10 protein-coding genes are annotated in these 12,091 nt (G+C 71.5%); 3 read left to right on the top strand and 7 right to left on the bottom strand.

The window, feature by feature from the left end; genetic code table 11:
* Window positions 1–16: 16 nt before the first annotated feature.
* On the top strand, window positions 17–928 hold the full coding sequence (locus tag ACGFZS_RS39655; RefSeq protein WP_393799195.1) for a PaaX family transcriptional regulator C-terminal domain-containing protein: 912 nt from the start codon (window positions 17–19) through the stop codon (window positions 926–928).
* Here ACGFZS_RS39655 and ACGFZS_RS39650 read toward each other — a convergent pair.
* The 7 genes from ACGFZS_RS39650 to ACGFZS_RS39620 all read right to left on the bottom strand — a co-directional run bounded on the left by ACGFZS_RS39650 (window position 901) and on the right by ACGFZS_RS39620 (window position 9,645).
* Window positions 901–2,496 (bottom strand): benzoate-CoA ligase family protein, encoded by a 1,596-nt coding sequence (locus ACGFZS_RS39650; RefSeq protein ID WP_393799194.1) that lies wholly within the window; start codon window positions 2,494–2,496, stop codon window positions 901–903. The genes ACGFZS_RS39655 and ACGFZS_RS39650 overlap by 28 nt on opposite strands.
* 10 nt (window positions 2,497–2,506) lie before the next feature.
* Window positions 2,507–3,928, bottom strand: a complete 1,422-nt coding sequence (gene boxB / locus ACGFZS_RS39645; RefSeq protein WP_393799193.1) for a benzoyl-CoA 2,3-epoxidase subunit BoxB — start codon at window positions 3,926–3,928, stop codon at window positions 2,507–2,509.
* A gap of 4 nt (window positions 3,929–3,932) precedes the next feature.
* Window positions 3,933–5,600 carry a 2,3-epoxybenzoyl-CoA dihydrolase gene (gene boxC / locus ACGFZS_RS39640; RefSeq protein ID WP_393799192.1) on the bottom strand — a complete coding sequence of 556 codons (1,668 nt, stop codon included), beginning with the start codon at window positions 5,598–5,600 and terminating at the stop codon, window positions 3,933–3,935.
* Window positions 5,601–5,799: 199 nt separating this feature from the next.
* A complete protein-coding gene (locus tag ACGFZS_RS39635) occupies window positions 5,800–7,497 on the bottom strand; it encodes a CocE/NonD family hydrolase (RefSeq protein ID WP_393799191.1) in 1,698 nt (565 codons plus the stop codon).
* 43 nt (window positions 7,498–7,540) lie between these two features.
* On the bottom strand, window positions 7,541–8,338 hold the full coding sequence (locus tag ACGFZS_RS39630; protein ID WP_393799190.1) for an N-acyl homoserine lactonase family protein: 798 nt from the start codon (window positions 8,336–8,338) through the stop codon (window positions 7,541–7,543).
* Window positions 8,331–9,257 carry an NAD(P)-dependent oxidoreductase gene (locus tag ACGFZS_RS39625; RefSeq protein WP_393799189.1) on the bottom strand — a complete coding sequence of 309 codons (927 nt, stop codon included), beginning with the start codon at window positions 9,255–9,257 and terminating at the stop codon, window positions 8,331–8,333. Before ACGFZS_RS39625 ends, ACGFZS_RS39630 begins: the two co-directional genes overlap by 8 nt.
* Window positions 9,250–9,645, bottom strand: coding sequence for a carboxymuconolactone decarboxylase family protein (locus tag ACGFZS_RS39620; RefSeq protein ID WP_393799188.1), 396 nt, complete (start codon window positions 9,643–9,645; stop codon window positions 9,250–9,252). The genes ACGFZS_RS39625 and ACGFZS_RS39620 overlap by 8 nt, the downstream gene beginning before the upstream one ends.
* Before the next feature lie 163 nt (window positions 9,646–9,808).
* Between ACGFZS_RS39620 and ACGFZS_RS39615 the strand changes: the two genes are divergently transcribed.
* Together ACGFZS_RS39615 and ACGFZS_RS39610 are read left to right on the top strand one after the other, a co-directional pair.
* Window positions 9,809–10,486, top strand: a complete 678-nt coding sequence (locus ACGFZS_RS39615) for a GntR family transcriptional regulator (RefSeq protein ID WP_393799187.1) — start codon at window positions 9,809–9,811, stop codon at window positions 10,484–10,486.
* 131 nt (window positions 10,487–10,617) lie between these two features.
* Window positions 10,618–11,901 carry a glycine cleavage T C-terminal barrel domain-containing protein gene (locus ACGFZS_RS39610; RefSeq protein WP_393799186.1) on the top strand — a complete coding sequence of 428 codons (1,284 nt, stop codon included), beginning with the start codon at window positions 10,618–10,620 and terminating at the stop codon, window positions 11,899–11,901.
* The last annotated feature ends 190 nt before the right edge of the window (window positions 11,902–12,091 follow it).

Here is a 12,091-nt window from a genome sequence, read left to right as displayed (position 1 = left end):
AGGGAGGCGGGCGGCCATGGCGGGTGCGGCGGCAGGCGGGTCCGGCGGCACCGCCACGGGCCGGACGCGGCCGGTGGTGAGCCGGCGGCGGGAGATCGGCGAGGTCAGCGCGCGGTCGCTGCTGATGACCATGCTCGGCGAGTACGTGCTTCCGCAGGGCCGCCCGGTATGGACGTCGGCACTGGTGGACGCGCTGGCGCGGTTCGGGGTCGAGGAGAAGTCGGCCCGGCAGTCGCTGGCGCGCACCGGTGCCGAGGGCTGGCTGGCCTCCGAGCGCGTCGGCCGCCGGGTGCGCTGGGCGCTGACCCCGACGGGACGCCGGCTGCTGACCGAGGGCGCGCAGCGCATCTACGACTTCGGGAGCGGCGAGGCCGCCTGGGACGGCACCTGGCTGGTGGTCCTGGCGTCGGTGCCGGAGGCGAAACGGGATCTGCGCCACCGGGTGCGCACCCGGCTGACCTGGGCGGGCTTCGGCTCCCCCGAACCCGGTGTGTGGATCACCCCGCACGCGGACCGGGAGGCGGAGGCGCTCGGCGTCCTGAAGGAACTCGGGCTCGCCGACGGCGCGATGTCCTTCACCGCCTCGTACGGCGCCGTGGGCAGCGAGGCCGCGATGGTGGCGCGCGCCTGGGACCTCAGCGAGGTCGAGGAGCGCTACGAGGCGTTCATCGACGAGTTCACCGGCCTGCGCCCGGCCGACGGCGACGCCGTACTGCACGCCCAGACCAAGCTGGTGCACGAGTGGCGCCGGTTCCCGTTCCTCGACCCCCGGCTGCCTCCGAAGCTGTTGCCGCCCGGCTGGAACGGGGCCAGGGCAGCCGCGCTGTTCCACAGCAGACACGCCGAGTGGAGCCCGGCGGCGCTGGCGCGCTGGACGGAGCTGACGCGGGATCAGCGGGATCAGGAGGAGCGCGGCGGCGGTTCCTGAGGGGGCCCGGCCCAGGAGCCGTCACGGGCCATGGCCCGCAGGACGTTCCGGCGGATCTTGCCGGTGGGGGTGCGGGGCAGTTCGGGCAGCTGCACGACGACACGCGGGCGTTTGAAGGCGGCCAGGCCCTCACGGCACCAGGCGACCAGCGCGTCCGGATCGATGTCCCGGCCGGGTACCGGCACCACGCACGCCACCGGCTTGTCCAGGCCGTCCGCGTCCGGTCCGCCGACCACCGCGGCCTCGGCCACGTCGGGATGGGCCAGCAGCCGCTCCTCCACCTCGGCGGGCGAGACCCAGATGCCGCCGGCCTTGAGCAGGTCGCCGGTGCGGCCCAGGCAGGTGTAGGTGCCGTCGGCGTTGCGTACGTAGGTGTCGCCGGTGCGCACCCGGTCGCCGAGGAACACCTGCCGGGTGGTCCCGGCCCGGCACCAGTAGCCGACGGCGGCCGATTCGCCCCGCACGTACAGCTCCCCCGGTGTGCCGCTGCCCGCCACCACCCCGCCCTGCGCGTCCCGCAGCTCCACGGTGTACCCCGGAACGGGTTCGCCGGAGGAGCCGGGGTGGACGCGTCCCGGGCGGTTGGAGACGAAGATGTGCAGCATCTCGGTGGAGCCGATGCCGTCGAGCACCTCCACGCCGAACCGCCGGAGCATGCCGTGGTACATCGGCGCGGGCAGCGCCTCACCGGCCGAGACACCCAGTCGTACGGTGGTGAACGCGTCGTCGGGGACGTCGGCGCTCGCGAGCAGCGGGCCGTAGAAGCTGGGGGTGCCGAACAGGATCGTGGCCCGGTCCGCGGCCGCGCGTTTCGCGAACAGCGCGGGTGACGGCCTGGCGGGTTCGAGCAGTACCGTGGCGCCCGCCGCGAGCGGGAAGAAGAGCGAGTTGCCGAGGCCGTACGCGAAGAAGAGTTTGGCGACCGACAGGCAGCGGTCTCCCGGGCCGATGTCGAGCACCTGCCGTCCGTAGTTCTCGGACACGAACCGGATGTCGGCGTGCCGGTGCATGGCCGCCTTGGGGGTGCCGGTCGTACCGGAGGTGTACAGCCACAGCGCCGGCGAGTCCGGCCAGGTCGGATACAGCCGGTCGTCGGTGCCTGTCTCCAGTAGCTGTTCCCACGTCCGGCCGTGGATGTGGTCCGGCAGTCCCGTGGCGGCCGGGCCGGTGAGAACGGCTTGTGCCACCTCCGGCGCCGAGCCGAGCGCGGCCCGCACGAGCGGGGCGAACTCGGCGGAACCCAGCACCACCCGGCTGCGCGAGTCCGCGATCAGCATGCCCAGTTCGCCGCCGGTGAGCATGGTCGACGCGGGGACCGCCACCGCGCCGATGCGGAAGGCGGCGAGGATCGCGGTGAACAGTTCGACGTCGTCCGTCATGCACATCAGGACGCGTTCCTCGGGCCGGACGCCGAGCGCGCGCAGTCCCGCCGCCACCCGGCGGACCTCCGCCGCCAGCTGGGCGTAGGTGAGGCTCCGGGTGGGGGTGACGAGGGCCGTGCGGTCGCCGTTCCCCTCGCGCAGATGCCTCTCGACCAGGTGGTCCGCCGTGTTGAACACCTCGGGCATCCGGCTCACCTCACACCAGTCGGACGTACTCGTAGTCGAACGGTTTGCCGTTGATGCCGTTGGCCGGCGGTGCCACCCAGTGGGCGATCCTGCCGCGCTCGTACACCGGCTGCATCAGCGACCTGACGAACGCGAGGTCCTCGGCGGTGGGGAGCCAGTGGTGGCGGCTCGCCTCCCAGGTCCCTTCGTCGACGATCGTGCCGTCGGGGGTGATGTGGTGTCCGGCGGCGAGGCCGACGTCGCGGTTGAAGCCGGGGTGGGGCAGGGTCAGCCGGTGGTCGACGCCGTGCTCCGCGAGGATCCGGTTCCAGCGGGTGACACCGCCCCGGCAGTCGGAGATGTACTCGTCGCGCAGGTCGAGGTTGAGGGCGAGCAGCGCGGAGACCTCCTCCTGGCTCCAACTGCCGTCGTTCTGCGGCCTGTCCAGGATGGCGCTGTCGTCGGCGAGCCGGTGGTCGTCCTTGCGGCGCTCCTCCATCCAGCGGCCCTTGAGCCCGGCGGTGTAGTAGTTGGCCGCGTTGGTGGAGGTCTCGCCGCCGAACAGGTCGAGGGAGACCGTGTAGTGGAAGTTGATGTACTTCTGGATGACGTCGAGCGGGATGCCCCCGCACGCGGCGATGTCCAGGGTGTCGTGCTCGCGGACGAGTTGGGCGCTGCGGGTGACCACCCGGTCCACGCCCGTGGTCCCGACCATCATGTGGTGCGCCTCCTCCTTCAGCATGAAGGAGCAGGTCCGGGAGAGCGGGTCGAAGGCGCTCTCCTTGAGCGAGCCGAGCTGGTACTTGCCGTCCCGGTCGGTGAAGTACGTGAACATGTAGAAGGCCAGCCAGTCGGCGGTCTCCTCGTTGAACGCGCCCAGGATGCGCGGGGCGTCGGGGCTGCCGGAGTTGCGCTGCAGCAGCGCCTCGGCCTCCTCGCGGCCCTCGCGGCCGAAGTAGGCGTGCAGCAGGTAGACCATCGCCCAGAGGTGGCGGCCCTCCTCGACGTTGACCTGGAAGAGGTTGCGCAGGTCGTAGAGGCTGGGCGCGGTCAGCCCGAGCAGGCGCTGCTGTTCGACGGAGGCGGGCTCGGTGTCGCCCTGGACGACGATGAGGCGGCGCAGGTCGGCGCGGTACTCGCCGGGCACCTGCTGCCAGACCGGCTCGCCCTGGTGTTCCCCGAAGCCGATACGGCGGTCGGGGGTGGGCTCGGCCAGGAAGATGCCCCACCGGTAGTCGGGCACGTCGACATGGCCGAAGTGGGCCCAGCCGTCCCGCCCGACGGAGACCGCGGTACGCAGGTACACCCCGTGGTTCTCCAGCGTGGGGCCCATCTCGCCCCACCAGTTCAGGAACTTGGGCTGCCAGCCCTCCAACGCCCGTTGCAGGCGGCGGTCGTCGGCGAGGGAGACGTTGTTGGGGATGCGGGAGTCGTAGTCGATGGCGGAGGGCATCGGGTCACACTCGCTTCCGGTCGTAGACCGCCTTCTGTCCGGTGCCGTAGCGGCGCAACGCGCCTTCGGGACCGGAGGCGTTGGGGCGGATGAAGATCCAGTTCTGCCAGGCGGTGAGCCGGCCGAAGATCTTGGTCTCGATGGTCTCCGGGCCGACGAACCGGTGGTTGGCCTCCATCCCGGTCAGCGCGTCCGGGCTCAGGGCCGCCCGCGCCTCCAGGACGAGACGGATCTCGTCCTCCCAGTCGAGGTCGTCGGGCGCGTCGGTGACCAGGCCGAGTTCGCGGGCCCGGGCGGCGCTCAGCGGGCGGCCGGTCTCCTGGCGCAGCCAGTCGAGGTGGTCGTCCTCCCGGTAGAAGCGGGACTCCAGGCGGGTCAGGCCGTTGCCCATGGGGAAGGGGCCGAAGTTGGCGGCGGAGAGGGCGAGGACGGCCCGCTCGGGACTGTCGGGATCGTCGGGCGGCGGGCCGTCCAGCATGTACTGGAGGTCGCAGGCGAGGGCGAGTTCCAGGAGCAGTCCGGCGAAGCAGCCGCCCGGCTCGATCAGCGCGACGAGGCTGCGGCTGGTGACGTCCAGCCGTTTCAGGGTGCGCTTGTAGTAGTGCAGGATCTCGCCCGCGAGCCAGTCGCCGTCGGCGGCCGCGTCCAGCACGGCCCGCTCATGGGCGAGGACCAGTTCGGGGACGCCCTCGGTGCGCAGCACCCAGGTGCCCAGCTCGGTCTCGTTGGTGCGCAACCGCAGGATCAGGTCGTCGAGTTCGCGGGTGACGGCCAGCAGCCAGCCGTCGGCGCCCTGGGCGTGCAGGGCGCCGGTGTCGGCGGGCGGGGGTCCGGCGGGACCGCGCACGGTGACGCGGACCAGGCCGAGCGGACGGTCGTACTCGGCGCGTACGTGGCGGTAGGCGAGCCCGTCGTCGGTGACTTCGCGCTCCAACGGGGTCAGCGCGACGCCCCGCACGTCGGCCGGGCGGGTGGCGCGCCCGGCCGCCTCCAGGGCCCGCTGCTCGACGATCGTACGGAACTCCCGGCGCGGCACGACCTCGTCGACCAGGCGCCAGTCCACCGCCGTCTTGCCGCGCACGCCGTCGCTGCGGGTGGCGAACAGGTCCGCGAGGTCCTTGCGGACGCGGCGCTTGTCGGTGACCCGGGTCAGCCCGCCGGTGCCGGGCAGCACGCCCAGCAACGGGACCTCGGGCAGGGCGACCGTGGAGGCGTTGTCGTCGATCAGCAGGATCCGGTCGCAGGCCAGCGCGAGTTCGTAACCGCCGCCCGCGCAGGCGCCGTTGACGGCGGCAATGAAGGTGAGCCCGGAGTGCTCCGAGGCGTCCTCCATGCTGTTGCGGGTCTCGTTGGTGAACTTGCAGAAGTTCACCTTCCACTCGTGCGGAGAAGCCGCCAGCATCCGGATGTTGGCGCCCGCGCAGAACACCTTCTCCTTGGCGCTGGTCACCACCACCGCGCGGACCTCGGGGTGCTCGAAGCGGAGCCGCTGCACGGCGTCGTACAGCTCGATGTCCACGCCCAGGTCGTAGGAGTTGAGCTTGAGCTCGTAGCCGGGGACCAGACCGCCCTGTTCGTCGACGTCCAACTCCAGCCGGGCCAGCGGGCCGTCCGTGCTCAGCCGCCAGTGCCGGTACGTCTGCGGACTCCGGTCGAAGGACACCACCACCATGCTGAGCGCCTCCTCGGGCGGGCACGGGTACCAGTGAGGGAAATCCTCCACATGAATTCTCAACTACGTCAAGGTTCTGTAGAACATCAATCACCGCCCGGCGTCAACTCCTGCTCGGCACAGGCAAGTTCGCGAACGGCGAGGCCGTGGGGAACGAGACGTGAGCGAGCGCGTGATACCCGAAGCCCCTGACCGCCGCTCAGGTCCGGCGCACCGGGAGGAGCAGTGCCGACGGGTGGGCGGGGTCGTGGAAGACCTGCTGGTCCGCGGCGCGGAGGGTGGTCGCGGTGGCGCGGGGTTCTCCGGTGCCCGGGTTGCGGGCGAAGCGCGGGAAGGCGCCGCTGGAGACCTGGACGCGGATGCGGTGGCCCTTCTTGAACAGCTGGGCCGTGGGCCACAGCCGTACCGTGGCCAGGGTGGTGCTCTCCGCCTCGGTGAGGCTGAGCAGGCCGTCGCAGACGTTGGTCGAGCGGCCTTTCTCGTCCACGTCGCACAGGCGGACGAAGACATCGGCCCAGAGCAGGCTGGAGCGGAACCAGATCTCGGCGGTGACCTCGCCGATCACCTCCACGTCCGTGCCGAGCGGGGGCGTGGTGTAGGTGAGCACGTCGGGCCTGGACTCCAGGGCGGTGTTGTCCTTGCGGCCGGCGTGCCGGCCGGTGAGGCGTACGCCGCCGACGGCGGGCGTCGGGTCGGCCGGGTCGTAGCGGTAGCCGTCGGGATCCGACTCGGGGGGCTCGTCGGCCGAGAGGGCGCCGTCGGGGTGGAGGTGGAAGCGGCGGGGCTCGTAGCCGGGTGGCGGCCAGGACTCCGCGTCGCGCCACGCCTCCTCGCCCATCACGTACAGGCGCACGGGCGCGCGCTCCGGCGGCTGCTCGCCCCGTGCGTGCGCGAGACCGAAGGAGAGGGTCTGGGTCGCGGCCTCGGCGAAGACGCCCACGGCGGCGTGCGACCAGGGGCCGATGGTCAGCCGGGGCTCGCGGCCCGCCGCGAGCAGGGCCTGGCAGTCGCGGAGCTGCCCGGGCAGGAAGATGTCGTACCAGCCGGCGACCGAGCTGACCGGTACGGAGACGTCCGCCACCCGGGCGCGGTGGTCGCCCCCGGACCAGTGCGGGTCGTCCGCGCCGTGCACCAGCATGTCCTGGATGTACTGCGAGCGGCGGCCGAGCGCGGCGGTGTCGGCCCGGTCGAGCGGGAGGGTGAACTGGGCGCGGTGCGTCCTGCGCTCGTCGAGCAGTTGGCGCAGCATCGCGGCCCGGCGCTCCTGGCCGGCCACCATCACACCCCACCGGAACGGGGTCTCCAGCGAGAAGGCGTCCTCCCGGAGGAAGTCCAGGGTGAGCGCGGACTCGGTGACGACCGGGATGATGGCTTTGACCTGCGGGGGAAGCCGGTCGGCGACGGCCCACTGGACATGGCCGAGATAGCTTCCGCCGGTGAGCACGACCGACTCGCCGCACCACGGGCGGCTCACCAGCCAGTCGAGGGTGGCGAGGCCGTCCTCGCGCTCGTCCCGGAACGGCACATGGACCCCGCCGGAGCCGAAGGTGCCGCGGGTGCTCTGCACCACGACCTGGAAGCCGCGTTCGGCAAGGGGCACGGCCGCCATCGCGATCATCGGGCCCCGACGGCCGTACGGCGTACGTATCAAGGCCGTCGGCAGGCCGTCACCGTCCGCGCGTGGTGCCCACCGGTCTGCCAGCAGGACCGTTCCGTCGGGCATGGGTACCGGCAGGTCGCGCTGGACGGCGACGCTCCGGGTGAGTGGAGGCTCCAGGCGCAGCAGCCGCTGGACCAGTCGGCTGCCCCGTCCGCCGCGGCGCGCGGGCGGCAGCGGCGCGAATCCCTCGCCCGCCCCGGCGAAGGGCTTTTGTACGTCGTCAGCTCTGTCGGCCATGCGCAATACTCCACTGAGAATTCTCGCTACGACAAGATGTTGTCTAAAGAACGCGACAGACCGTGCCCGGCAGGTGGGGTGTGAAGCGGGTCATGACCTCCGGGTCGTGGCCCGCCACGACCCGGGTGCCCGGCTGCCGTTCCAGCTCCCGGACCTGGTCGTAGGCGCGGTACATCCCCGCGACGTCGGCGACGATCGCGAAGGGACGGTCGCGTTCGTACTCCTCGTAGGAGTGGATGGCGTCCGAGGCCAGCACGGCCGTACCGGTCGCTCCGCGGACCACGACGATCAGCTGGCCGGGGGTGTGGCCGCCGACCTCGACGAGCTCCACCCCCGGCGCGAGCTGGTGTTGTGCGCCGACCAGCGTCAGCCTGTCCTGCTCCAACAACCGTGGCAGGAGGGCGAGTTCGGCGGGCTCCGTGGGGATCGCGAAGTGCGGGCGTCCGGCGAACGGCCCCTGCCAGAAGTCGTACTCACGCCGGCTCATCACCACCTCGGCGGCCGGGAAGCGGTGGAGGTTGCCGATGTGGTCGTAGTGGGCGTGGGTCACGACCACCGTGGGCACGGTCGACGCGTCCACGCCCAGTTCGGCGAGGACCGCGACCGGATCGGCCAGGACCTCGCGGCCACGGCGCCGACCGGCCTGCGGGGCGAACCCGGTGTCGACCACGATGGTTCCGGCGGGCCCGCGCACCAGCCAGAGGTAGTAGTCCATCGTGAGGTCGCCGTCGGGTTCGCCGTAGCCGGCGTAGTTGAGGTAGAAGGCACTGCGCGGCAGCCGGTGCCGGCCGAAGCGGACGGCGTAGACCTCCCAGTGCGCGGGCGCCGAGGTGTCAGTCATGGCGGGGTGAGGCCGCCCGGATGCTGACGCCGTTCCGTGTTTCGAGGGGGCGCACGATCTCGGTGTGGTCGGCGCCGGGCGCCAGTTCGGCGGTCAGCTCGCGCCAGCGGGCCTCGACCGCCTCGGCCAGCGGCAGTTCGACGGCCAGGTCCTTGCCGAGCAGCGTGGCGATACCGACGTCCTTCGCCATCAGCGCGGCCGTGAAGCCGGAGTCGAAGGCGCCGGTGAGCACGAACTTCGGGAACTTCACCTCGGTCGAACCGCTGCGCCCGCTCGCCGAGTTGACCACCGAGAGCGCGGTGGCCGGGTCCATGCCGAAGCGGGCGGCGACGGTCATGGTCTCGGCGGTGATGAGCATGCTGCACGCCGACATCAGGTTGTTGAGTGCCTTGATGGCGTGTCCGGAGCCCACGGGTCCGACGTGCACGACCGACGAGCCGAGCGCCGTGAGCAGCGGCTCGGCGCGCTCGTACTGCTCCTCGGTGCCGCCGACCATGACGGTGAGCGTGCCGGCCTCGGCCCCGCTCACGCCGCCCGAGACCGGGGCGTCGACGAGTTCGATGCCCGACTCGGCCAGGAGGAGGGCGAGTTGGCGGGTCCGTGCGGGCTCCGACGAGCTCATGTCGACGATGCGGCGGCAGCGGGCGCCGGACCGGACCGCGTCGGTGATGTCCGCGGCGACGGCCTCCACGATGTCGCTGTTGGGCAGCATGAGGATGACGTCCTCGGCGGATCCGGCGAGTTCGGCCGACGATGCCACCGGGGTGACGCCGTCGGCGGTGACGCTCGCGCGGAGCTCCGCGTCGACGTCGTAGCCGTACACGTCGTGGCCGGCCGTCACCAGGCGCCGGGCCATGGGGCGGCCCATGCGGCCGAGTCCGGCCAGTCCGATCCGCCGCCGCGCGGGTGCCTCACTCATGGCCCAGCTCCGCCATGACCTGCTGGGCGGCCCGGGAGGCCTCCAGCGCCGCGGGGACACCGCAGTAGACGGCGGCCTGCAGCAGCACCTCCTGGATCTGCTCGGTGGTGCAGCCGTTGTTGATCGCCCCGCGCACGTGCAGGCGCAGCTCGTCGGGCTTGCCCAGCGCGGTCAGCATGGCGATGTTCAGCAGGCTGCGGGTGGCGGGTTCGAGGCCGGGCCGGGTCCAGACGGCTCCCCAGCAGTACTCGGTGACCAGGTCCTGGAGCGGGCGGCTGAACGGGGTCGCGTTGGCACGGGAGCGGTCCACATGCGCGTCGCCGAGCACCCGGCGCCGCATGGCATCGCCCGCGGCGAGTTGGTCGGTGGAGTCCGGCTGAACGGTCACGGCTGTGCCTCCAGAGGTTCCTGAGTTTCCTGGGTCGAGCGTCTTCGGTGCGCTCACCATAACCGAGGAGACGACTGAAAGCAGCTAGCAGCTGTCAGACAAAGAATGCCGGACAGAGTCCGGGCAGCTGTCTGACAGCAGTCGGCTTGAGTATCCTCGGCGTATGACCGACATGCAGGTACTGCGGCACGCCCCCATCCGCGAGCAGGTGGCGAACATCCTGCGCGACGCGATCGTCGACCAGCGGCTGGCCCCGGGCCAGCTGCTCGTGGAGCGCGAGCTGTGCGAGATGACCTCGGCGAGCCGCGCCTCCGTGCGCGAGGCGCTGCGCCAGCTCCAGGCGGAGGGGCTGGTGGAGTCGCGCAACGGCCGCGGCACGTGTGTCACCGTGATCTCGCCGGCGACCGCCCTGCAGGTCTACCAGGTGCGCGCACCCCTGGAGGGGCTGGCCGCCCGCCTGTTCGCCGAGAACGGCAGCGACGAGGACCGGACCGCCTTCCGTGAGGCCGTCGCCGAACTGGCGGCGCAGACCGAGCGGGGCGCCGACGCGGCCGTGCTCCTGAAGGCGAAGTCCCGGGCCTACGACGTGCTGTTCCGGGGGTGCGGCAATCCGGTCCTGCACCAGACGGTGCAGACGCTCCAGCACCGGGTCACCCGGCTGCGCGCGCTGACCCTCGCACAGGAGGGCCGGGCGCAGCGCAGCGTCGTCGAGGTCGGCGCGATCGTCGCCGCGGTCGACGCCCGGGACGGGGCCGCGGCCCAGGCCGCCGCGACGGCCCACGTGGAGGAGGCCGCCCGGGTCATGATGGCCGCGGCGTCCGACGGCCCCGCCGCCCCCTGACCCGCCGACCGCCCCCCGCCACCCTCGTCACCGTCCGGCCCCCAGGGGCCGTTCGCACTTGTCTATTGTCTGACAGCTTCTAGCTGTTCTATACATAGCCGGACGGGGAACGTCGAAGAAAGGTGCACACCATGTCCTTCACCGTGGCGGGGATGCGGACTCCGCCGGCCACCTACGCGTGGAGCCGTTTCGGCGCTCCCGAGTACACCGACTGGCTGGACGAGTCCATGTCCTGGAAGGAGACCTGCTACATCGGCGACTGGTCGTTCCTGTGGCAGCACCGGATCAGCGGCCCGGACGCGATCCGGCTGCTCGCGGACACCTCGGTGAACAGCTTTGCGGTCTTCCGCCAGGGACAGTCGAAGCACGCCATCCACACCAACCGGGACGGCAAGGTCATCCACGAGGGCATCGTCACCAAGTTCGGCGACGACGACTACGTCGTGCACGGGCGCGGCGGGTTCTGGCTGAAGCACCGGCTGGACAAGGGCGACTACGACGCGAGGATCACCCAGGAGGACTGGTTCGTCTTCCAGGTGTCGGGCCCCCACGCGGTCCTGGTCCTGGACCGGCTGGCGGGCGAGAACCAGCTCCGGGACACCAAGTACATGCATGTCGCGCCGCTGCGGATCGCCGGGCACGACATCTGGGCCCTGCGCCAGGGCATGGCGGGCGAGATCGGCTTCGAGTTGCAGGGGCCGCGCGAGTTCGGCGACGCGGTGCACGCCGCCGTGATGGAGGCCGGCCAGGAGTTCGGCATCCGGCGGCTCGGCGCCCGGGTCACCATGATCAACCACCTGGAGGCGTGCTTCCCGACGATCGCCACCGACTATATTCCGGCGATCTTCGACGAGGACATGGCCGAGTATCTGGACGTCTTCCGCGCTTCGATGCCGGCCTTCGCGCAGCCCGCCTATATCTCGGGAAGCTTCGACGGGAAGCAGATTTCCGACTATTACCGGAGCCCGGTGGAACTCGGCTGGGGCCGTAATATCAAATTCGACCACGAATTCCTCGGCCGGGCCGCTCTCGAACGCGAGAAGGCGGAACCGCGGCGGGTCATTCGCACCCTGGAGTGGAATGCCGAGGACGTACTCGACGTGCAGGCGTCGCTGTTCCGCCCCGGCCCGCACTACCCGTTCATGGACATGCCCCGGGACCAGCGCGGTTTCATGTGGGCGGACAAGGTGACGGCGGGCGACGAACTGGTCGGCGTGGCCACCTCGCGCGGCTACAGCTACTACTTCCGCAAGATGATCTCGCTAGCCACCGTCGACGTGGCGCACGCGGAGATCGGCACCCCGCTGACCGTCCACTGGGGAACCCCGGACGGCCCCCAGAAGGCGATCCGGGCCGTCGTGGCCCCGGCGCCCTACAAGCAGGACCGCAGCCGGATCGATCTGCACTCCGCCTGACCGCCGCCGCTCTTCCCCCACGGCCAAGGCCCACCCGGTTCGGGTGGGCCTTCGGCGTTCCCGGGCGCCTACCCGTATCCCCCGCCCACCTGCCCGCCGAGCACGAACAGGTAGGCGACAGGTAGTTCCCCGCGTTCACCTGCCGCTCCCCGCACGGGAGGCTGCGAGGAGATCACGAAGGAGTGCTCAT

Origin of the sequence: Streptomyces sp. NPDC048288, from assembly GCF_043201555.1 — a bacterium.
Lineage (GTDB): Bacteria > Actinomycetota > Actinomycetes > Streptomycetales > Streptomycetaceae > Streptomyces.
Note: the sequence above shows the minus strand (reverse complement) of the source record. Positions and strands in the feature narration are given on the sequence as shown.